This is a genomic window from Faecalicatena faecalis, assembly GCF_012524165.2.
In the GTDB taxonomy this organism is placed as follows: Bacteria; Bacillota; Clostridia; order Lachnospirales; family Lachnospiraceae; genus Faecalicatena_A; species Faecalicatena_A faecalis.
Genome location: NZ_JABACJ020000008.1, coordinates 62301 through 83360, shown reverse-complemented (window position 1 = coordinate 83360; position 21060 = coordinate 62301). Strand labels below are relative to the sequence as shown.

The following is a 21060-nucleotide window of genomic DNA, read 5'->3' as shown; positions in this document are numbered from 1 at the left end:
GCGCGTCCATACTTTCAGGTTACTGCCACAAAACCCGCTTTCGATATCATCGAATATTTGTATCAGTCCCCCAGATACTCTCCTGATTGTTCGGAGTATGGCGGCCACTTATTACAGAAGAGAACGGAACAATGCTGCAATGTCTTCAACAGAAGTCTCTTTTGGATTACCTGGTCTGCATGCATCCGCATATGCAGATTCGGAAAGGAACGGAATATCCTCTTCCTTCACAATTCCCTTCAAATCAGCCGGAATTCCTACATCTGCAGACAGCTTCTTCACTGCATCAACAGCCGCTTTTCTGTACTCTTCCTGTGTCATATTTTCAGTTCCGTGAACACCCATAGCTTTTGCGATTTCTCTGTATTTTTCCCCTGTTGCCTCTGCATTATACTCCATTACAGTCGGAAGAAGAATTGCGTTAGCTACGCCATGTGGTGTGTCATATAATGCGCCCAGTGTATGAGCCATAGAATGTACGATTCCCAGTCCTACATTGGAGAATCCCATACCAGCTACATACTGTCCAAGCGCCATATCAGCCCTGCCTTCTGGTGTGTTGTCCACGGCACCTCTTAAAGAGCGGGCAATGATCTCAATCGCCTTAAGATGGAACATGTCAGATAATTCCCATGCTCCTGCTGTTGTATATCCCTCGATTGCATGTGTCAGAGCATCCATACCAGTAGAAGCAGTCAGTCCCTTCGGCATACTGGACATCATATCCGGGTCGATCACTGCAACAACCGGAATATCATGTGGGTCTACACATACGAACTTGCGGTTCTTCTCAACATCTGTAATAACATAGTTGATGGTAACCTCTGCGGCAGTGCCTGCCGTTGTCGGAACAGCAATGATCGGAACACATTTATTCTTTGTCGGTGCAGTACCTTCCAGGCTTCTGACATCCTCAAATTCAGGGTTATTGATGATGATGCCGACTGCCTTTGCTGTATCCATAGAGGAACCACCACCAATAGCAATGATATAATCTGCACCTGATGCTTTAAATGCCTGCACACCTGTCTGCACATTTTCGATAGTCGGATTTGGCTTAATATTGGAATAAAGCTCATATGTAAGTCCATTCTTGTCCAGGACATCCAAGACCTTCTGTGTCACGCCAAATTTCACCAGATCCGGGTCAGAGCATACAAATGCTTTCTGATATCCTCTTGCATTCACCTCAGTTGCAATATCATTCACTGCCCCTGCTCCATGATAAGATGTTTCGTTCAAAATAAATCTGTTTGACATAGCCATTCTCTCCTTTTCATTCTGCCCTTCCTATCTGTTCGGAAAGGATTTTTTGATTGTTATAATTATAACAAACCAAATCCACCCCCGACAAGTTACAAAATGAAGGCTATGTAACATTCTAACCTATCTAGCCCTGCGGATATATGGATATAGTTTTCGCGTGGGAGTTTGCTCACTAAGCGTAAACTATATCCATATATCCATTCGGCGTTTAGCCGAAGCGAGATGCAGCTGTTTTTCAGCGGAATCGAGCTTGCAGGGCGAACACCTTCGATTACATCTCTATAGTTTTCGCGTGGGAGCTTGCTCACTGAGGCTGCAGATCTGACAGAAGTTCCTCCAGCGGCTCCGGCAGTGCCTGAATCAGCAGATCTGCCATTTTCTCCGGTGGCAGGTCCATATTTCTCCTGGCCCACTGTGCCGTCATAGAAATGGAACCTCTACAGTACATATCCAGCAAAAAACGGGTGTCCGCATCAAGAGGACGCTTCGTCTTCTTCTCTATAATATTCGTATAGAACCGCATTATGCATTCATAATCATAGGCCACAAGAGAATTATAATCCTCTGACTGGAACGCTGCCGCAAAAAAGACCTGCTCATTTTTGATAAAACGAAACTTCTCTTCCAACCCTTCCCGAAGTGTAAGCCTGACCCCCATCTGTAGAAAGGACTTCTCTGCCAGACGTTCAAAATGCCAATTCACAAGATCGTATTTATCCTGAAAGCAGCGATAGAAGGTCTGGCGGGTCTTGCCGCTCTTTTCCACGATCTCCTTCACCGTAATTTTGTCCAGAGGTTTTGCCGCCATCAGGGCCGTCAAGGCGGCAACAAAACGTTGCTTTGTGTTCTCGTTATTTTCCATCTCTTCACCTCGTATAAATTATAATTCAGGATGCCCGAAAGTTCAAGTTTACGGCGCATTTGATTCATTTTTCCGTGTCACTTTTTGTAGGATATTCTGTGCTTTTTCCCCATAAAATCTCAGAAAAAACCCTTTTTCATCTTATTGCCCCCTTATTTTACAATTTTCTACAGGTTATTTTTGTGTTATCATACTTGTGGGGGGTGATTCATATGATGCATGTATTTTATTGCGGGAAATGCAAAAGATACCACTATACAAACAATAAATCGCACGCTCACTGCTGCCAACGACCTATGTGCCATGTAAATGTGAACTTTACCGATTTTGTAAAAATGAAACAGAATGAGCGTGAAAATTTACTGCAGCTTTATTCTCTAGCAGAATAAAAGCTGCTTTTTTCTTTTTTTATACATATCCTTCCTACTTTTGTTAACACTATCTAAAAAACGGAAGGAGATTCGATATGAGAGAAATTAAACTGCCCTCAAAAACAACAGAAGCCAATATTTATGATGATGATAATATTCCAGAAATCGACCTGCCTGGAAAAAATGGATTGAAAAGTATTATTCCAGATGAAGTCCCTCCCAAAGAAGGCCCGGGAGGAGCATAAAACTGGTATGCCCAGATTCTTCTTAAATAAAACGAAAGTTTTTCCTCTTTAGGTTGTTTATTTAATATAGGGAATGGATCCATCCACGTATTTCCAGATATTACCAGTATCTTTTTCAGGGAATGCGCCCTATTATTTTAACCAGGGGTGATTCTTTTGAAGAAAAAAATCTATGCAGCAATCATTGTATTTTTATGTATGATACTACTGTATCTTTTTACTACACCAGATTATGAAATGGCAGGAGACATCTGTACTCTGTCCGATACAGGGAAAGAGGTCGAACTAAATGTAATCGTGCACAAGTTCTGGAGGACCAATGAACTTGTTGAGAAAATTGCAAGAGAACATGCAAGAATTAACGGAATCCCCGATTCTCTTGTTGTAAATGTCTATGTCTCCCGATTCTGCCTAAGAAGAGGATATAAATTTCGGACCATACAGGTGACCTTTACCACGGCCCCCTCCCAAAAACAACTTTTATAAAACAGGTGGGACTGGCATTCGATCGTCAGTCCCACCTGTTCTCATATTTTCTTATACCAGTTCTGCAATTCTGGATACTCCCACATAGATTTCTGAAATCTTATACCATGTTGTGTAATCTACAACTCCTGTCTGGGGCAGACCGAATACAGACTGGAACACTTCCACTGATGCAGCAGTCGCTGGTCCGTAGATGCCGTCTGCATCAATCCTTGGAATGGCAGGATAAGCTCCGGCAATGACATTTAACTGTTCCTGCATCTGCCTCACCTTATCCCCGCTGGCGCCGATTCCCAGATCATATCCCGGCCAGGAGGAAGGCACTCCCGAAATCTCCTGTGCACTATTGATATACATATCATCTCCATAGTAGTAGCGCAGAATCTCAATCGGAGAATATCCCTGCTCTCCCAGTGCCATAGAGCCCCACTGTGTCATCCAATTGGGACAGCTCACTCTGCGTCCATCACAGTATTGTGTCAAGATCGGCTGTCTGACATTCGGCCTGGACAGATAGTTTGCAAATAATTCATCGACAATGACCGAGATCGTATCAAATATATTGCGTTCTGGTATCCACTTATGGTCAAATGCAGTGGAGGATGTAATAGTAAAATCATATCCTTTGTTCCGATACCACTCTGTATAGACCCGGTTCAGGGTAAATGACATAATTGCCAGTACATTTGCCCGAATCGTATCTGCTGGCCAGGTGGCATAAATCTCACTGGATGCAACATTTTTAATATAATCCCGATACCTCACATAATAATTATTGGCGGTGGAATCCCGCGGAGAACCATCATGCACAATAATGAACTCCGGCACCACCACCCGGCTCAATACAATTTCACCTGTCTCATCGATCGGCTTGATCTCATCTTCCGCTATCTTAGGTGGATAATCTCCATACAGTGTGTGTGCTGGGATCACAAATACCATCTCATCCTGACTCACTTCCGCCAACGGACGCAGCCTCACATTCTGAATCGCTTTTACATCCGGCAGCACCTCTGCCCCGGCAACACTGACCGTCTCGTAACCCGGTGCGCTGATATCCAGCGTGTATTCTGCATATGGCTGTGACTCAATGGATGGATTTAAGCTGTACTCCAATGGCGGCGTAGCCAGCTCCAATACATCACTCTGTCCTGATGCATCCGTGTTCACCTGTTCCAGTGTACTGTCAGGCACTCCTGTATAAGAGATAGAAATCGTTGCCCCCGTAATCGGGAAGGCTGTAATTTCCGAGGTTACATTGATCTGCAGCTGACCTTTATCTACAGCGTTATCCTGCATTGCTTTTAGAGAAGTCATTCCATTCCTCACAAAACTCATTTCCATTATATATATGCAGAAAACCCCGGCAAGATTACTAAAAAAGATTACGGATGTCGTTATACATCACGACTACCATCAATATCATTAAAAGTGCGAACCCTGCAAAATGCACCATGCCTTCCTTCTCCGGCGGCACCCTCTTTCTTCTGACTGCCTCCACGATCAAAAAGACCAGACGTCCGCCGTCCAATGCCGGAAGAGGAAGCAGATTCATCACTCCTAAGTTGGCCGATAATAAAATGGCAATATTCAGCAGGTTCAGCACGACAGCCTGCCATCCAGCAGGAGCAGCCTCCTTGTAGATCCCGTCCACTACATTCACGATTCCCACCGGGCCTGACATCTGCTTGATGCCCACCTGTCCGGTCACCAGAAGCTTTAAACAGTCGAAGGTATAGTCCACCCAATACCTGAGCGTATAAGCACCGTATTGTACAGACTCCAGAATCCCTGCCTTTGTATATTCGCCGGTCCCCTGGATTCCCATCATTTTGTAGGTATCTCCTTTCAGCTGTCTCGGCTCAATGGAAGCGGTGTACTCTTTCCCATCTCTCTCATACGTGACGGTAACAGTCTCTGCATCCGTGTTCATCAGATTGAATAAGCTGACCTCCTTCCAGAGATGAATGCTTTTTCCATTCAATTCTGTAATCACATCGCCCTTCTGCATTCCCTGCTCCATAGCAGAGTATCCCGGAGTCACTCCCGCAAGAATCGGCTTGTCATATCCGATCCACGCGACCATGATAATAGAGAATACCAATGCCATGATGAAGTTGAAGACCGGACCAGCCACGATCACAGACATTCTTGCCCATACGGACTTACTATTAAAGCTGCCCTCGGACATATCGTCCACATCATCTTCCCCCATCATACATGCCCCGCCGAACGGCAGCAGTTTCAAAGAAAACTTTGTCCCCCCGATTTCTTTTCCTATAATTGTAGGACCTAGTCCCAATGAAAATTCATCCACGCGGATTCCATTTAGCTTTGCCAGAGTAAAATGCCCCAGCTCATGGAAAATGATGATTCCGCTGAACAAAAGTATTGCTAAAACGATACCCATATATTACTACCACCTGTTTTTAATAAATTCATATGTTTCCTGTTCTGTATTTAGTATCTCTTCTACCGTCGGATTCTCAATTATTTTATGATGCTCCATACAAGTCTGTATCATCTCAGGAATTTGAAGGTATCCGATCTTCCGGTCTAAAAACATGGCCACGGCCTTCTCATTTGCCGCATTCAGGACTGTCGGCAGGGAGCCGCCCTTTCTTCCAGCTTCAAATGCAAGCTTTAAGCCATAGAAAGTCTCCATATCCGGCTTCTCAAATGTGATCTGAGTCAGAGTCCCAAAATCCAGCCTCTCTCCCGGCAGGAATCTTCTCTCCGGGTAATACAATGCATACTGAATCGGCAGCTTCATATCCGGCGTTCCCAATTCAGCAATGATCGCACCATCCTCGTATTCTACCATAGAATGTATAATGCTCTGCGGCTGCACTACGACCTCCACCTGATCTACGGTGACATCAAAGAGCCATTTTGCCTCGATTACCTCCAGACCTTTATTCACCATGGTGGAGGAATCAATCGTGATCTTGCGCCCCATCTCCCAGTTCGGATGCTTTAAGGCATCCTCCACCTGGATGTTCTCCAACTGCTCCTTGGTCCTGCCTCTGAACGGTCCCCCTGATGCAGTCAAAAGAATCTTATGGAGCGCCTTCCTCTGTCCTCCCTGGAGGGACTGGAAAATGGCGCTATGCTCACTGTCTACCGGAAGGATAGCACAGCCATACTCTTTCGCCAGCGGCATGATGATGTGCCCCGCTGTCACCAGTGTCTCCTTATTTGCCAGGGCGATATCCTTCTTAGCCTTAATTGCCTCGATTGTCGGGCGGATACCAATCATCCCCACGATTGCCGTGACAAGAATCTCTGCTTCTGGCTGTACTGCCACCTGAATCAGTCCATCCATGCCGGAGACCACCTTCACATCCAGATCCTTGACTTTCACTCTCAGTTCTTCTGCCTTCTCTTCTGACCAGACTGCTGCCAGCTTCGGAGAAAATTCTCTGATCTGCTGTTCTAACAGGGCAATATTATTCCCTGCCGCAACTGCGGTCACTTCAATATCCTTATTCTCTCTTACGACCTCCAATGTCTGGGTTCCGATGGAACCCGTGGAGCCAAGTATTGCTATTTTTTTCATCGTAAAACCTCTCCTGTATCTCTTCCTGCATCCTGTATCTTACAACATTGCATCCGCTGCTGCCATGCCCTTTCCTGCGCAAGTTCTACAAAAGGACTGCCAGATAATAAATGATCGGTGCCGTAAAGATCACACTGTCAAATCGGTCCAGTATCCCTCCATGTCCTGGTATCAGCTTTCCATAATCCTTGATGTCATGGAACCGTTTGATAGCAGAGGCTGCCAGATCTCCTACCTGAGAAATCGCACCGCCCGCCGCACCGATGATCGCATATCTCGCCACACTGGCACCGGCGCCTCCCCAATGATTGATCGCCAGGGCATAGAGCACACCGATCAGGGCAGCTCCGGCAATCCCTCCGATACCGCCTTCCACAGACTTTTTCGGACTTAACTTCGGTGCCATCTTATGTTTTCCAATGAGCATCCCCACACAATATGCACAGGTATCACAGCCCCAGGAGCAGATGAACACCAGCCATACCGTGAATACACCGCCTGGAAGGATTCTGGTCTGGTAGATATAAGAGAGCATCACAGCCACGTAAAAGAATCCGAAAAAAGCTGCCAGAATCTGTTCTGTCCGGTATGTCGGATAGGAAAATACCATGACCGCCATCATACAGATCATAAACGCCATGAAAAGCAGCAAAAACCAGTCTGTCGTATCCGGCAGGACCGGTTTGAAAAAGACAAGTCCATAATATAGTACTGCGAACAAATATCCGCAGATACCGGGAGCCTTTGTCTGAATCCCGAACACCTTATAAAGCTCTGACATTCCAATCAGGCTGATAATGAACAGGGTCGCGAAGAGGATGCTTCCCCCGGAAATCAATGTGACCAGCGCAATGATCACTAAAAGTATCCCGCTCAATAACCGTGTCTTAAACATCCTGTGCCTCCTTTACCCCTCCGAAACGTCTGTCTCTGCTATTATACTGCTCGATAGCTTTGACCAATTCCTCTTTTGTAAAATCCGGCCACAAAACATCCGTAAAATAGAACTCAGAATAAGCCAGCTGCCAGAGCAGATAGTTGGAAAGCCGGAGTTCCCCGCTGGTGCGTATCAAAAGATCTGGATCTGGAATGTCATGGGTATCCAGATAAGTCTCATAAAGTCTCTCATCAATGGCAGACACATCCACCTTCCCATCCACACAGTCCTGAGCAAGCCTTCTTGTTGCACGGATCATTTCATCCCTGCTCCCATAATTAATGGCAATGGTAAAATTCAGGCCGCCATTATTCTTACTCGCTTCTTCTAATTCTTTTATTCTGCCCTTAATATCCTCATCCAATGCAGTGATATCTCCAATTACACGTATCTTCATATCATTCTTCTCCGCTGTCTTAAGGCAGGTCTTCATGTAATTGCGGAGCAGCTTCATCAAGGCATCCACTTCACTCTTCGGCCGGTTCCAGTTCTCCGTGGAAAATGCATACACGGTCAGATATTTGATTCCCATGCGCCATGCTTCCTCACAGATACGCTCTACATTCTTACTTCCCTGGGCATGTCCATAATTCCTCGGCATCCCTTTTGACTTCGCCCAGCGTCCGTTGCCGTCGAGTATGATTGCCACATGCTGTGGTACATTCATTGTTATATCCTCCTATCTTATCAAAGAGCAAAAGAGGGGCTGTGTGAAAAACAAGCCCCTCTTATTCGCTGAACACTCTTTTATACAGTCATTACTTCTTTGGATTTTGCCTCTACAGCCTTCTCAACTTCAGTAATATACTTATCTGTCATCTTCTGGAGTGATTCTTCCAAATCCTTGATGGCATCTTCGGAAACTTCGCTTCCTTTAAGCTTCTTAAAGGCCTCATTACCGTCACGGCGGATATTACGGATGGCAACCTTAGCTGCCTCTCCTTTTTTCTTGACATCCTTCACCAGTTCTTTTCTGCGTTCCTCTGTCAATTCTGGGAACACCAGTCTGATCGTGCTTCCGTCGTTCGTCGGATTAATGCCGATGTCTGACATATTGATTGCCTTCTCGATTTCTTTTAACAGGCTCTTCTCCCATGGCTGAATCTGAATCATACGTGCCTCTGGTACAGAAATATTGGCTGCCTGCTGAATCGGTGTCGGAACTCCGTAATAGCTGATCGTCAGCTTGTCCAGTACATGCGGGTTGGCACGTCCGGCTCTAATCGTTACCAGTTCACTCTCCAGACTTCCTATTGTCTTTGTCATCTTCTCATCATATACTTTTAATCTTTCATCCATGTCCTATATCCTCCTATACTGTTACTTTTGTCCCTGTAAATGTACCGCTCATCGTCTCTACGATGCTGTTCTGTTCATTCAGTCCGAATACCAGCATCGGCATCTTGTTCTCCAGACAGAGAATCGATGCTGTCAAATCGACCGCCGCAAGCTTCTGGTCAATGACATCCTGAATCGTAATCTCATCATACTTCTTCGCCTCAGGATTCACCTTCGGATCACTGTCATAGATTCCATCGATGGCCTTGGCAAGAAGCATCGCATCTGCTTCTATCTCAATCGCACGCAGCACTGCACCTGTATCCGTTGAAAAATACGGATGGCCTGTCCCGCCTGCAAAAAAGATGACCTTTCCTTCCTCCAATGCTTCAACAGCTGCATCCTTGGAAAATAAGGAAGTAAATGCTCCGCAGACAAATGGTGTAAAGATCTCTGTCTTCATACCAACATGTCTGAATATATCTGATACATAAATACAATTCATTACCGTAGCCAGCATCCCGATCTGGTCAGCCTTAGTACGGTCTATCGTCTCACTTGTGCGTCCTCTCCAGAAATTGCCCCCTCCGGTGACAACTGCTACCTGGATTCCGTCATCGACAAGCTGCTTTACCTGCTTCGCAACACCGATACAGGTCGCCTCATCAAAGCCTGTCTTCTTGTCTCCTGCAAGTGCTTCTCCACTCAGCTTTAACAATACTCTTTTCATACGTCTTAAGCTCCTTCAAATTCTGTAGTTTCTAAAATGAAGTATAACATAACTTTTCCATTTTGTCATGCACATATCCTGCATCTCTTTCATCTGTCATTGTCGTCAGCGTATCTCCTGCCATGAGCACCGTTTTCCCCTTCGGGATCAGCTCCTTCCCGCCTCTTTCCAGAGCCACTAAAAGGCAGTTGTCCGGCCAGGTAATATCCTGCACCATCTTCCCTTCCAGGACCGAGCCGTTCATAATGACAAAGGTGCTTAAGACCTTCTGACTCGAGCCTTTCACATTCACTGCCGTCGCCTTATGGTGCGTCTTTAAAATACGGTCCAGAAGGCTCTCGTAGATCGGCTCAGATTTTAACAGGGTCGCGATAATATAGGCCGTAACAGATACAATTGCCAGGGACAGCATCTGACTGACGGAACCTGACATTTCAAACAAAAGGATGATTCCCGTGATCGGCGCACGCACGATTGCCGTAAAATATCCAGCCATGGCAAGCAGAACAAAGTTATTGATATAGACCGGGTCCAGGCCGAAGAACTGCACCCCTGTCATGGCAAAAATCCCGCCGATCATAGCCCCTAAGATCAACAGCGGGAAGAAAATACCTCCCGGCGCCCCTGATCCAAAACTGACTGCCGAAAAAATAAACTTCACAAAAAAAGTCAGGATGACCAGCCCCAGTGCCATCTCCCCGTCTGTCAGTGAGACAATCAGCTCATGGCCGCTCCCCAACACAGACGGCATCAAAAGCCCCAGCACCCCGGCTGCAAAAAAAGCGATCATCAGACGGGTCGTCTCATTTAAAAACGCTGGCTTCTTGTATAGATCCTGTGCCTTTAGCATTGCCCAGTTATAAAAGGCTCCCATTGCCCCCAGGATGACTCCCAAAAGAATCAACATCCAGTAATACTGCTGTGGCAGGACATGCTCCAGACGAAACTGAAAGACCGGATCCAGGCCGATGATATAGGAAGATATGAAATCCGCCGTTACCGACGCCGTCATGACCGAAATCAGAATAGATATTGAGAACCCTTTATGGATCTCCTCCAATGCGAACATCATCCCTGCAAGAGGGGCATGGAATGCTGCCGCCAGGCCGGCACTTGCTCCGCAGGTCATCAGGTATTTTTCTTCCGTCTTTCCCCTGTCCAGAAGCCTGGAAATTCCCTGTCCAGTCATGGCGCCCAACTGAATCGAAGGGCCCTCCCGCCCGAGGGAAAGACCACCGAACAGACATAGGAATCCTCCAATGAACTTCGCCGGAAGTACCTTCTTCCAGTTCTGAAACAGCTTCCCAGTCACCTCCCCCTCTACCTGGGGGATACCGCTTCCCGAAATCATCGGTTCCCATTTTACAAGCTTCCCGACCACAAACGCCATCAGCATCAGGGCCAGGAACCAGCCGGCCGTGCGAATCGGATTGCCTCTGACAAAGTCCAAGATGTATTCCAGCCAGATTCCTGCATAGGTCAGCGCGACACGGTAGAGCAGAACGATCAGGCCTCCCACCGCGCCTACTAAAAGGCCCTCACCAATCAGAATGACAGGAAAACGCTGCGCCCGTTTAATCGTGTGTGAAGTATCTTTTTTCAAAATTTGTTCCCCCTCGTCTCTCCATCGACTTCTCTTTTGAATGGCTGATTTTTAGATCAGCATTGAAAAAAGTACGGTTACGATTCCGCAGATTCCGATTGCCAGTCCGCTCATAGCGCCTTCCACTTCTCCGATCTGAATCGCCTTGGATGTACCGACTGCATGGCTGCATGCTCCGATTGCCAAGCCTGCTGCCACAGAATCCGATACCCTGAAGAGCTTAATCAAAAGCGGCGCCGTAATGCTTCCTAATATCCCGGTAAATATGACGGCTACCACTGTCACTGGAACGACTCCGCCATGTGCCTGTGCCACACCGATTGCAATCGGTGTCGTGACCGACTTCGGAAGCATGGACATGGTCAGACTTTCATCCAGACCGAACAGCCTGCACATCCCATAGACACTGACCATGGATGCAAGAGAACCTGCTATACATCCTACTATAATAGGCAGCCAGTATTTTTTCAAGATGGAAAGCTTCGTATAAATAGAAACTGCCAGACAGGCTGTCGCCGGAGCAAGGAACATGTTGATGATCTCGCCTCCTACATTGTAGGAATCATAAGGGATTTTGAAGATAAGCAGGACACCGACAATCAGCACGATTGCGATGATCAATGGATTACAGAGAGCAGATTTGGTTTTCTGCTGAATCTTCACGCCGATTCCAAACATGATGACACTCAATGCCACACCAAAATAAGGGGATGTATACAAAGCCTCCATTATTTTTTCCTCCTGTTCATAAGCTTCATTGTAAAACTCACACTGAAAGCAGTCACCGCAAATGTGATTACTGTGGAAACGACACAGATGACGGCCAACTTCACCCCGTTATTTTTCAGCAGGTCAAAATAATTCATGATGCTCACTCCTGCCGGAACGAAGAAAAATGCCATATTTCCCAGCAGGAAATCCGACTTTTCCTGGATGTGCTCGATTTTCAGAATTCCTGTCAGGAGGCATAAAAATAGGAATACCATCCCTATCACGCTCGCTGGAAATTCAAACGGAAGAAATTCCGCGATCACCTGACTCAGCCAGCAGACTGTAAAAATAATACCGATTTGCTTAATAATTTTCATCTCTCGTCCTCTAACCTTCTCCCTGAAATACGTTTATCTGATTGAGTTCCTCCGTATTTTACTGTATTTTCTATCTATGATAAAATACACCACGCGCAGGGAATTGTCAACGCTGCCTCATAAGTAAGCAATGGGGACAACATACATCTCCCTTCATTTCATATATCCGCAAATTTATCGCTGTATTTTTTTCAAACTTATTGACATTCTTCGATGGATGTTTTATGATACATATGTTTTCACACTTTAAACAACTAAAATTTTACAGTATGAAGTCACATATAGAGTTACTGTCATTGGGAGGAAATAAAAATGATCATCGTATTGAAACCACACACATCGGAAGAAAACATCGACCGCGTTGAGACCCTGATTAAAAAACGCGGACTCGACACACACATCGTCAGAGGAGCGGAGATGACAATCATCGGCTGTATTGGGGATACCACCGCAATTGATCCGAAGATTTTCGAAGTCGATGCATCCGTAGATAAGGTCATGCACGTACAGGAGCCTTATAAACTGGCCAACCGCGCATTCCATCCTGAGGATTCTATCATCGACGTGTCTGGAGTCAAGGTCGGCGGGGACCATCTTGCTTTGATTGCAGGCCCATGTTCCGTAGAATCCTTTGACCAAGTCCTGGAAATCGCCAAAGCCGCTAAGGCTGCAGGAGCCAATATGCTACGCGGTGGTGCCTTCAAGCCCAGAACAAGCCCGTACTCTTTCCAGGGATTAGGAATGGAAGGATTAGATATTCTCTGCGAAGTCAAAAAAGAAGTGGGACTTCCGATTGTTTCCGAGTTAATGTCACCTGATTATCTGGATGTATTTAACGAGAAGGTAGATCTGATTCAGATCGGAGCCAGAAATATGCAGAACTTCGACCTGTTAAAGCAGCTCGGTCAGCTTGACCGCCCGATTTTATTGAAGCGCGGACTCAATGCGACCTATGAAGAATGGGTGATGTCAGCAGAATATATCATGGCATCTGGAAACGAGAACGTGATCCTCTGTGAACGAGGAATCCGTACCTTTGAGACTTATACCAGAAACACCCTGGACCTGCAGTCCATCCCGGTACTGAAAAAGAAGACTCACCTTCCCGTCATCGTAGATCCAAGTCATGCCGGTGGAAAATGGTGGCTCGTAGAACCAATGGCGAAAGCCTCTGTAGCTGCCGGAGCAGATGGACTCATGATCGAAGTGCATAACGATCCAGAGAACGCGCTCTGCGACGGTGCACAGTCACTCAAGCCTAAAAAGTATGATGAATTACTGAAACAAATCAAACAAATCGCCTCCGTGGTGGGGAAAACCGTTTAAAATGAGGTAGGTCGTTCATGGGGGTCAGACCCTTCTGCCAAGAGGTCTGACCCTTTTGCACACCATTTTGTATGAAAGGATGAATACTCGTGGAATTAACCGTAAACTTAGATAAAAACAGCTATCCTATTTATATTGAACCTGGAATTCTATCACATGCAGAACAATATGTCTCCCATATCTTTCATGGAAAGAAAATCATGGTTATCTCAGATGATAATGTTTTCCCTTTGTATGGGGAAAAGCTGATCCATGCTCTGCCATCTTATCAATGCAGCAGTCTTGTACTGCCTCACGGCGAGACGACCAAAAGTTTCCAGACACTTCCTCAGATCTATGCCGCCATGCTGGAGCATCAGATTACCCGCAGCGATTTGGTCATTGCACTGGGCGGAGGGGTGATCGGAGATCTGGCAGGATTTGCCGCATCCAGTTATTTACGCGGCATCAAGCTCGTACAGATTCCGACCTCTCTTCTGGCACAGGTGGATTCCTCTGTAGGCGGCAAAGTTGCGGTGGATCTTCCACAGGGAAAAAATCTGGTAGGAGCCTTCTATCATCCGAAACTGGTGCTGATAGATCCTGAGGTCCTGAACACACTGCCCCAGCGTTATATCACAGATGGTATGGGAGAAGTAATCAAATATGGTTGTATCAAGGATGCCGATTTGTTTGAGACCTTGAGTGCCCACTGTTCTTTTGACGACTTAAAAGACCAGCTTGCTTCCATCATTTACCGCTGTGTAGATATCAAGCGGATCGTCGTCGAACAGGATCAATTCGATACCGGAGAGCGGATGCTTCTGAATTTCGGCCATACACTGGCTCACACTATCGAACAGCATTTTCAGTATGAGCGTGAAAGCCATGGGGAAGCAGTTGCCATCGGAATGTACCAAATAACCAAAATAGCAGAAGAGGCCGGGCTGACAATGGCTGGGGTAGCAGATAAAATCAGGCAGGTATTAAAAGTCTACGGTCTGCCGACAGAATGTAATCTGCCAATGTCCGTACTGACTGACGCGGTAAAGCTGGATAAAAAAAATCTGGATAATCACCTGAATGTGGTTCTGCTCCACCAAATTGGCGACAGCTACGTATATCCGACCAATTTAGATTTTTTCGAAAAGGCAGGGAATATCTGATATGAATATAGAGACTACTGACGTAATCCATCTTGGAGTCCTGGGCGAAACATTAGGCCACAGCCTGTCTCCCGAGATCCACGAGGATTTGCTAGAACAGCAAAATATAAAAGGTACTTATGAAAAATATGAAATGAACGACCAGGAAGTCCTCCATATACTGGACGTCATGAAAAGGGACCAGGTCATCGGCATGAATGTCACAATTCCATACAAAGAAGTCGTTTACCGTCTGGTCGATGAACTGGATGAACATGCAAAAAAAATCGGTGCCGTCAATACCATTTTGATAGAAAATGGGATTTCCTATGGGTATAATACGGATTATATTGGCATCATCAGCATGTTCAAAAAAGCGGATGTCAGCCTTGCCGGAAAGGATATCGTTATCCTTGGCTCCGGTGGTGCTGCCAAAGCATTGATCTATGGTTTTCACCTGGAAGGTGCCGCCAGGATCACCGTTGCTGCACGCAATGAAAAGGCGATTGATTCTCTCAAAGAACTGTTCCCTTATATCCACACCTGTACACTCAATCGTATCCCAGGCGGAGATATTCTGGTCAATACTACACCTGTGGGAATGTATCCAAATGCAGGGGAAAGCCCAGTGGATACCTCTGTTATCAGACAGTTCAAGGTCGCAGCAGATATTGTCTATAATCCGCTGATAACTGAATTTCTTAAAATTGCCCGGGATGAAGGACTCAAAATCGTTACCGGGCTGATGATGCTCGTAGATCAGGCGATCGGCTCAGAGGAAATCTGGTTGCATAAGAAGCTCGACTACAATATGGGCAATCATATTCACGACGAATTAGCAAAACAATTCTGACAATGAAGAGCAAAAGGGTCTGCCCCTTTGCTCTACATCAGTCCATAATGCGCAAGCGCCTTGGCGATACCATCTTCCTCCACCTTGGCAGTCACATATTCTGTATAAGGTTCAGGCCCCTCCGCATGATTCCCCATCGCAATAGTATGCTCGGCATATTCGAACATGGACAGATCATTCATACTATCTCCGAACACATACGCCTGTTCTTTCTCCATTTTGAACTTTTTAAGGATAAAATCACATGCCGTGGCCTTAGAATATGCCTTCTGTGTGCATTCATAGGTATCTTCGCCCCGGTCGATCACAACCATATCACTCTCTATAAATTTGAAGAAGCTCTCCCTGTCACTCTTCTCGTCCGCATAGACAAACAGCTTATCATAGATGAACCTGCCTGTCTCAAGATAACACTCCATACCCAGACCTTCATTTTGAAAATATCTCCTGGAGCCCTCCAGCCTGTCAAAACGGGATATCCTCTCCGGCAGATAAATATCATCGACTGCCTCCACAATACCCTCCAGCCTGCATTCGATCATTTTATCTATAATCTCCCTCCCACGCTTTTCTGGCAGAGAGCTGGAAAACAATACCTCATCCTGATAAGTCAGGTATGTTCCGCATCCACATAAAAATCCATCAAATGGGAACTGTCTTATGACTGCCGGAATACTGCACAGCGTCCTGCCTGTATTGATAAAAAGAAGATGGCCTGCCGCCTTTGCCGCACGCATCGCATCCATAGCGCTCTGGGGAATCTTCATGGTAATCTCACTCAATATGGTTCCATCAATATCAAAAAATAAAGCTGACTGTTTCATACTTATCTCCTATCTCTCGTAATATCTTCTACCACTTTATCACGCTTTTCCTGAAAAATCTATTTCCATACTTTACAAAAAATATTCTTTTCCCTCCATAACTTTTACCGTTTTGCCTTAACTGTATATATTTTTGAAATCTCATCATATACTATAGAGAATAAAAGCTTGGTGATGGAATGAAAATCAATCTAAAAAATCTGGAAAAGAAAATGCTTCTGAAAAAGGGGATTAAATTTGTCTTTCTATTCGCCGCTGCCTTCCTTGCCGGAACCGCAGCCGGGAAGGCCAAAGATCACTTCTTCCCCGCAATCAGCGAGACAATCACATCTGCAGATACGATCCCCGAGGGCACGGCCTCTGTCTCCGCAGGAATTGCGCCCGCGGCGGATGGAAACTGGGGCTTAAGCTTCCAACAAGAGGGCCAGCCGCCGATTGCCAATGCAACGGCTGAGGAATTAAAAAAATATGACGCATACTATACAGGAAATAATGAGGAAAAAGTCATCTATCTGACCTTTGATGCCGGATTTGAGAACGGGAACACCCCCGCGATCCTGGATGCTCTGAAAAAACACAAGGTACCTGCCACATTCTTTGTCGTTGGTACATTTATTTCCACGAACCCAGAGCTTGTCAAACGGATGGTGGAAGAAGGCCACACCGTAGGGAACCATACATATCACCATCCCGACATGTCGAAAATCTCTACAAAGGATGCTTTTGCAAAAGAACTGGGGGATGTTGCAGATGTCTATAAAGAAATCACAGGAAAAGAAATGACAAAATTCTACCGTCCGCCTCAAGGAAAGTATAGTGAGGCCAACCTTCAGATGGCAAAAGATTTAGGCTATAAGACCTTTTTCTGGAGCCTTGCCTACGTAGATTGGTATGAAAACGACCAGCCCACCAAAGAGCAGGCCTTCGAAAAACTGCTGGGAAGAATCCATCCAGGTGCAGTTGTGCTGCTGCACAGTACTTCCAAGACCAACGGTGAGATTCTGGATGAACTGTTGACAAAGTGGGAAGAGATGGGTTACACCTTTCAGCCTTTGACAGAACTGACAAAGTAAATATTTCAAAGGAGCCTTAAAAAGTCCCCACCATAAAAAAGACAGCAGCGAGACTAAAAATAGTCTGCGACTGCTGTCTTACTCTTACTTTTTCTCTCGTGCCTTGAACATCTCCACGATCTCCACCATCTCCTGTGAAGGATTCGAAATCACTGCAGAATGAAAGACCTTACAGGGAGGAGCTGTCGTCACGCTCTCCACTGCCGCGCTCACTGCTGAGACGCTGCCGCTGATAAAAATAAGGGCATGTCCCCCGCACTTTGTATCCTGTGTCTCATATGAGACTTCTGCTGCCTTTAACATCTGATCTAAGACCAGAACCGCATTTGCTTCCCCGAGGACTTCTACCAGTCCATATGCTCCGTATGCCATAACTCTACCTCTTCCTTACTTATTAATCGTCATCGTAATTGCTGGTTCTGTCTCCGCCAACGGTGCTGCAATCACGGTATGGGAAACAATCTTAGAAATCGGCTCTGCCACGCGAAGCGCCGCCTCCATTGCCGCCTTCACATTGGAAACATTCCCGCGCATCTTCACGCAGGCTCCTGCCCCGAGACGGTTCCTCTCTACTGCCTGAATCTTCACATCCGCAGCCTTTGCTGCTGCATCTAATGCCACAAAACATGCGCATTCACTGTCTAACTCGAACACACCTATCGCCATACCTTCATACTGTCCGGCCATAATTCCCTCCTGCCTGCAGGACAATTCTCTTCTTCCTGACCTGCTGATAGTCTTATTATATATAAATGATTCTGTGATTTCAACTATATTCTTCCTTCTCCAGCCTTAAAACCATACCTACGTAACTGTTCACAGGTACCCTGTGCACAGTTACGAACCTACTCCACTTTATATTCCAAGCTCTGCCCCACTTTTTTCATCTTATACATATAGTAAGGCACCAAGGGAATTAACGCCGCCAGCCATGCAGCCGGATCTGACAGGCAGACACCGAAATAGCTCGCCCTTCCTGCAACCGCTGCTACTACTGCCGCCCTGGCAGCCAGCTCGAAGACGCCTCCCAGCATGGGCACCAGACCAAAGCCCATTCCCTGCAGTGCATTTCGGTATGTGAAGATACTTCCCAGAAAAGGATAGCACCAGAAGACCGCCATAAAATAAGTGACCGCTGCGTCGATCACCCCCTTTTCCGAGGACGATACGAACATCAGCACCATATATTTCCCGAAGAAAAAAATCAGTGCCATCAGAACAGCGCTGCTGATCAGAATCATGATCTGCGTATAACGGACTCCCTTTTTTACCCTTTCCAGTCTGCCGGCTCCCCAGTTCTGGCCTACATATGTAGCAATAGTCGCCCCGAATGACATATAGATACAGGCAATCAGATTCTGAATCTTAGCTCCTGCCGCAAATCCGGCAATATAGAAGGCACCATAGATATTGACGGCCCCCTGTACAATAATCGTCCCTATTGCCGTAATAGAAAATTGCAGCCCCATTGGAATCCCCAGATTCAAAAGCTTTTTCATACTTTCACCTGAAATTTTAAAATCATCCCGTCTAAGATGAAGGATTTCAAACTTCCTGCGGATATAAAGCAGACACAAAAGCGCCGAAACTCCCTGTGCGATCACCGTTGCATAACCACATCCAACTACTCCCATATGGAACCATACGATAAATACGATATCCAGGAATATATTGATTCCTGCAGAAATAATCAGAAAATACAGCGGGGATCTGGAATCTCCTAATGCCCGCAACACCGCAGCCAGCGCATTATAAGCTGCGGTCACCGCCAGACCAGCGTAGATGACTGCCATATAACTGCTCACATCATACATCAGTTCCTCTGGTGTATTCATCAGCCTTAGTATCGTCTTATTTGCGATCAGCAGTCCCACCGTCATCACCACTGTGATTCCCGTCGTCAGATATACGGACATTGCTACGTAATGGCGCATTGTATCATATCTTCGCGCCCCGAACCACTGTGCCGCCAAAATAGCGAACCCGCTGGTGATCCCACTGATCCATCCGGTCACCATGAACATCAAAGAGCCAGTGCTCCCAATCGCTGCAAGAGCATTGACTCCCAGGAACTGCCCGGCAATAATAGAATCCGCAATATTATAAAACTGCTGGAATACATTTCCCAGAAACATCGGGACCATGAACCAGATAATCAGTTTCACAGGACTGCCCACGGTCATATCATTCGAATGCCTGGCCGTCATACTTCCATCCCGCCCGGTTGTTCAGAATTCTGTACGCTGACAGAGAATTCACTGGCTTTAGGGCTGTCTTCTTCCTGAACTCCAGCGTCTAAGACAGGATTCATCTGTTTACGCTCCATAGGCTTACATGCACGTTTTTCAATGAGCTGCCCGGCAATGCTGACTGCAATTTCTGCCGGTGTCTCCGCCCCTATAGACAGACCGATCGGCGTGGTGACGCGGTCCAGATCCTCATCCGTGAATCCCATCTCCTTTAGCTTTGCAAATACCCCCGCCTTTTTATGCCTGCTGCCAATCACTCCGATATAGTATGCACCTGTTTTTAGCACCTGCGCCTGGACTGCCAGATCATCCTTATGCCCACGGGTCATGATGCAGACATAGTCCGCCGGAGTGATGTCCACATAATCTGCAATATGACTGTTCTCGATCAACATCACCTCTTCTGCCCCCGGAAATAATTCCGGCCTGCAGAACTCTTCCCGATCCTCCAGCACAACACATCGAAAATCCACGGCCTTTAAGGCAGGGACCAGTGCTTGTGACACATGTCCTCCTCCAAAAATATAGACTCTGCCTGCCTTCACCATCTTCTCACAATAAAAAGTCCTGCCATCCGCCTCGATCTGCTTTGCTTTCTCACAGAGTCCGTCCAAAACGGCATCTGGAACAGGCATCCCGACCAAACCACCTGTCTGGGCATACACAGCCATGCTTCCCTGTTCTTTAGAAGACAGATCATTGATCATCCAGAATTCCTCTCCTGTCTGATATAACGCCTCAATATGCTGCATCAGGGCAATATTATGTGGTTCCTCTGCAGATATATATTGAAAATATACATTGACATCACCACCGCAGATCATCCCGAGATCCTGCACTTCATTCTGTCGTAAGGTAAATTGTTCCGTATGGGAATCTTTCGTCCTAAGGACCTCTTTCGCAGTTTCCTCGCTGTGATGTTCTACAGCACCGCCACCTATCGTCCCCCCGATTCTTCCCGCACTCGTCACTAACATCCTTGCACCTGCCCCGCGCGGTGTCGAACCAGAGCTTGCCACGATTGTCACAAGTACTGCGTCTTCCCCGCGCCTTAAGGCTTCTTCAAGTAATTGAAATACTTTTCTCATTCTATCTGACCTCTTTTTCATTTTATACCTTTTCTATTATAACCGATTCTCAAATAAATTGCACAATGTAATTCTTTTAAAAAATCTTCTTGTATTTC

The 21060-nt window shown here is 46.2% G+C and carries 23 protein-coding genes; 6 read left to right on the top strand and 17 right to left on the bottom strand.

The features are described 5' to 3' along the window. Window positions 1–111: 111 nt before the first annotated feature. Together fucO and HGO97_RS10330 are read right to left on the bottom strand one after the other, a co-directional pair. Complete coding sequence (fucO, locus tag HGO97_RS10335) at window positions 112–1260, bottom strand: lactaldehyde reductase (RefSeq protein ID WP_216241256.1); 1149 nt, start codon at window positions 1258–1260, stop codon at window positions 112–114. Between the two features lie 310 nt (window positions 1261–1570). Continuing rightward, window positions 1571–2128: a TetR/AcrR family transcriptional regulator C-terminal domain-containing protein gene (locus HGO97_RS10330; protein ID WP_216241254.1), complete on the bottom strand. Its 558-nt coding sequence runs from the start codon at window positions 2126–2128 to the stop codon at window positions 1571–1573. Between the two features lie 466 nt (window positions 2129–2594). Between HGO97_RS10330 and HGO97_RS10325 the strand changes: the two genes are divergently transcribed. Then, complete coding sequence (locus HGO97_RS10325) at window positions 2595–2744, top strand: hypothetical protein (protein WP_216241252.1); 150 nt, start codon at window positions 2595–2597, stop codon at window positions 2742–2744. A 156-nt stretch (window positions 2745–2900) separates the two neighbouring features. Further along, the gene (locus tag HGO97_RS10320; RefSeq protein WP_216241251.1) at window positions 2901–3230 is read left to right on the top strand and encodes a hypothetical protein; all 330 of its coding nucleotides are present in this window, start codon (window positions 2901–2903) and stop codon (window positions 3228–3230) included. Window positions 3231–3281: 51 nt separating this feature from the next. On the opposite strand, the gene HGO97_RS10315 is transcribed toward HGO97_RS10320, so the two are convergent. The 10 genes from HGO97_RS10315 to HGO97_RS10270 form a co-directional block, all read right to left on the bottom strand. Further along, window positions 3282–4568 (bottom strand): peptidoglycan-binding protein, encoded by a 1287-nt coding sequence (locus HGO97_RS10315; protein WP_334299574.1) that lies wholly within the window; start codon window positions 4566–4568, stop codon window positions 3282–3284. A gap of 37 nt (window positions 4569–4605) precedes the next feature. Further along, on the bottom strand, window positions 4606–5640 hold the full coding sequence (rseP, locus tag HGO97_RS10310; protein ID WP_216241249.1) for an RIP metalloprotease RseP: 1035 nt from the start codon (window positions 5638–5640) through the stop codon (window positions 4606–4608). Window positions 5641–5646: 6 nt separating this feature from the next. Beyond that, entirely contained in the window at window positions 5647–6789 is a 1143-nt protein-coding gene (gene dxr, locus HGO97_RS10305) for a 1-deoxy-D-xylulose-5-phosphate reductoisomerase (protein ID WP_216241247.1), read from the bottom strand. An 85-nt stretch (window positions 6790–6874) separates the two neighbouring features. Beyond that, window positions 6875–7684 (bottom strand): phosphatidate cytidylyltransferase, encoded by an 810-nt coding sequence (locus HGO97_RS10300; protein ID WP_216241244.1) that lies wholly within the window; start codon window positions 7682–7684, stop codon window positions 6875–6877. Next, a complete protein-coding gene (locus HGO97_RS10295) occupies window positions 7677–8393 on the bottom strand; it encodes an isoprenyl transferase (protein WP_216241242.1) in 717 nt (238 codons plus the stop codon). The genes HGO97_RS10300 and HGO97_RS10295 overlap by 8 nt, the downstream gene beginning before the upstream one ends. 80 nt (window positions 8394–8473) lie before the next feature. Beyond that, window positions 8474–9025, bottom strand: a complete 552-nt coding sequence (gene frr, locus HGO97_RS10290; protein ID WP_216241240.1) for a ribosome recycling factor — start codon at window positions 9023–9025, stop codon at window positions 8474–8476. 13 nt (window positions 9026–9038) lie between these two features. Then, window positions 9039–9734 (bottom strand): UMP kinase, encoded by a 696-nt coding sequence (gene pyrH / locus HGO97_RS10285; protein ID WP_216241238.1) that lies wholly within the window; start codon window positions 9732–9734, stop codon window positions 9039–9041. 31 nt (window positions 9735–9765) lie between these two features. Then, complete coding sequence (locus tag HGO97_RS10280) at window positions 9766–11337, bottom strand: ClC family H(+)/Cl(-) exchange transporter (protein WP_216241237.1); 1572 nt, start codon at window positions 11335–11337, stop codon at window positions 9766–9768. A gap of 51 nt (window positions 11338–11388) precedes the next feature. After that, entirely contained in the window at window positions 11389–12066 is a 678-nt protein-coding gene (locus HGO97_RS10275; RefSeq protein WP_216241234.1) for an LrgB family protein, read from the bottom strand. Then, window positions 12066–12425: a CidA/LrgA family protein gene (locus HGO97_RS10270; RefSeq protein ID WP_216241232.1), complete on the bottom strand. Its 360-nt coding sequence runs from the start codon at window positions 12423–12425 to the stop codon at window positions 12066–12068. Before HGO97_RS10270 ends, HGO97_RS10275 begins: the two co-directional genes overlap by 1 nt. Window positions 12426–12737: 312 nt before the next feature. On the opposite strand from HGO97_RS10270, the gene aroF reads away from it, so the two are divergent. From aroF to aroE, 3 genes are all read left to right on the top strand, one after another. After that, a complete protein-coding gene (gene aroF, locus HGO97_RS10265) occupies window positions 12738–13751 on the top strand; it encodes a 3-deoxy-7-phosphoheptulonate synthase (RefSeq protein ID WP_216241230.1) in 1014 nt (337 codons plus the stop codon). An 89-nt stretch (window positions 13752–13840) separates the two neighbouring features. Then, window positions 13841–14896 (top strand): 3-dehydroquinate synthase, encoded by a 1056-nt coding sequence (aroB, locus tag HGO97_RS10260; RefSeq protein WP_216241228.1) that lies wholly within the window; start codon window positions 13841–13843, stop codon window positions 14894–14896. Between the two features lies 1 nt (window position 14897). Beyond that, window positions 14898–15728 carry a shikimate dehydrogenase gene (gene aroE, locus HGO97_RS10255; protein ID WP_216241227.1) on the top strand — a complete coding sequence of 277 codons (831 nt, stop codon included), beginning with the start codon at window positions 14898–14900 and terminating at the stop codon, window positions 15726–15728. A gap of 32 nt (window positions 15729–15760) precedes the next feature. On the opposite strand, the gene HGO97_RS10250 is transcribed toward aroE, so the two are convergent. After that, entirely contained in the window at window positions 15761–16552 is a 792-nt protein-coding gene (locus HGO97_RS10250) for a Cof-type HAD-IIB family hydrolase (protein WP_216241225.1), read from the bottom strand. 179 nt (window positions 16553–16731) lie between these two features. Between HGO97_RS10250 and pdaA the strand changes: the two genes are divergently transcribed. Continuing rightward, window positions 16732–17625: a delta-lactam-biosynthetic de-N-acetylase gene (pdaA, locus tag HGO97_RS10245; protein WP_246597397.1), complete on the top strand. Its 894-nt coding sequence runs from the start codon at window positions 16732–16734 to the stop codon at window positions 17623–17625. An 84-nt stretch (window positions 17626–17709) separates the two neighbouring features. Here the strand turns inward: pdaA and HGO97_RS10240 are convergent, their stop codons facing one another. The 4 genes from HGO97_RS10240 to HGO97_RS10225 all read right to left on the bottom strand — a co-directional run bounded on the left by HGO97_RS10240 (window position 17710) and on the right by HGO97_RS10225 (window position 20962). Beyond that, window positions 17710–17997 carry a BMC domain-containing protein gene (locus HGO97_RS10240; protein ID WP_216241224.1) on the bottom strand — a complete coding sequence of 96 codons (288 nt, stop codon included), beginning with the start codon at window positions 17995–17997 and terminating at the stop codon, window positions 17710–17712. Between the two features lie 15 nt (window positions 17998–18012). Beyond that, window positions 18013–18312: a BMC domain-containing protein gene (locus tag HGO97_RS10235; RefSeq protein WP_216241222.1), complete on the bottom strand. Its 300-nt coding sequence runs from the start codon at window positions 18310–18312 to the stop codon at window positions 18013–18015. A 158-nt stretch (window positions 18313–18470) separates the two neighbouring features. After that, entirely contained in the window at window positions 18471–19832 is a 1362-nt protein-coding gene (locus HGO97_RS10230; protein WP_246597396.1) for an MATE family efflux transporter, read from the bottom strand. Then, window positions 19829–20962: an XdhC family protein gene (locus tag HGO97_RS10225; protein ID WP_216241220.1), complete on the bottom strand. Its 1134-nt coding sequence runs from the start codon at window positions 20960–20962 to the stop codon at window positions 19829–19831. The genes HGO97_RS10230 and HGO97_RS10225 overlap by 4 nt, the downstream gene beginning before the upstream one ends. Window positions 20963–21060: the final 98 nt, after the last annotated feature.

Bases quoted from the DNA above. Each gene is read 5' to 3' on its own strand.
- HGO97_RS10315 (WP_334299574.1), bottom strand. From the start codon at position 4,568: ATGAGTTTTGTGAGGAATGGAATGACTTCTCTAAAAGCAATGCAGGAT.
- pyrH (WP_216241238.1), bottom strand. From the start codon at position 9,734: ATGAAAAGAGTATTGTTAAAGCTGAGTGGAGAAGCACTTGCAGGAGAC.
- HGO97_RS10325 (WP_216241252.1), top strand. From the start codon at position 2,595: ATGAGAGAAATTAAACTGCCCTCAAAAACAACAGAAGCCAATATTTAT.
- HGO97_RS10295 (WP_216241242.1), bottom strand. From the start codon at position 8,393: ATGAATGTACCACAGCATGTGGCAATCATACTCGACGGCAACGGACGC.
- pdaA (WP_246597397.1), top strand. From the start codon at position 16,732: ATGAAAATCAATCTAAAAAATCTGGAAAAGAAAATGCTTCTGAAAAAG.
- aroE (WP_216241227.1), top strand. From the start codon at position 14,898: ATGAATATAGAGACTACTGACGTAATCCATCTTGGAGTCCTGGGCGAA.
- frr (WP_216241240.1), bottom strand. From the start codon at position 9,025: ATGGATGAAAGATTAAAAGTATATGATGAGAAGATGACAAAGACAATA.
- HGO97_RS10270 (WP_216241232.1), bottom strand. From the start codon at position 12,425: ATGAAAATTATTAAGCAAATCGGTATTATTTTTACAGTCTGCTGGCTG.
- aroF (WP_216241230.1), top strand. From the start codon at position 12,738: ATGATCATCGTATTGAAACCACACACATCGGAAGAAAACATCGACCGC.
- rseP (WP_216241249.1), bottom strand. From the start codon at position 5,640: ATGGGTATCGTTTTAGCAATACTTTTGTTCAGCGGAATCATCATTTTC.
- dxr (WP_216241247.1), bottom strand. From the start codon at position 6,789: ATGAAAAAAATAGCAATACTTGGCTCCACGGGTTCCATCGGAACCCAG.
- HGO97_RS10225 (WP_216241220.1), bottom strand. From the start codon at position 20,962: ATGAGAAAAGTATTTCAATTACTTGAAGAAGCCTTAAGGCGCGGGGAA.
- HGO97_RS10240 (WP_216241224.1), bottom strand. From the start codon at position 17,997: ATGGCATACGGAGCATATGGACTGGTAGAAGTCCTCGGGGAAGCAAAT.
- HGO97_RS10275 (WP_216241234.1), bottom strand. From the start codon at position 12,066: ATGGAGGCTTTGTATACATCCCCTTATTTTGGTGTGGCATTGAGTGTC.
- HGO97_RS10330 (WP_216241254.1), bottom strand. From the start codon at position 2,128: ATGGAAAATAACGAGAACACAAAGCAACGTTTTGTTGCCGCCTTGACG.
- HGO97_RS10300 (WP_216241244.1), bottom strand. From the start codon at position 7,684: ATGTTTAAGACACGGTTATTGAGCGGGATACTTTTAGTGATCATTGCG.
- HGO97_RS10235 (WP_216241222.1), bottom strand. From the start codon at position 18,312: ATGGCCGGACAGTATGAAGGTATGGCGATAGGTGTGTTCGAGTTAGAC.
- HGO97_RS10250 (WP_216241225.1), bottom strand. From the start codon at position 16,552: ATGAAACAGTCAGCTTTATTTTTTGATATTGATGGAACCATATTGAGT.
- fucO (WP_216241256.1), bottom strand. From the start codon at position 1,260: ATGTCAAACAGATTTATTTTGAACGAAACATCTTATCATGGAGCAGGG.
- HGO97_RS10230 (WP_246597396.1), bottom strand. From the start codon at position 19,832: ATGACGGCCAGGCATTCGAATGATATGACCGTGGGCAGTCCTGTGAAA.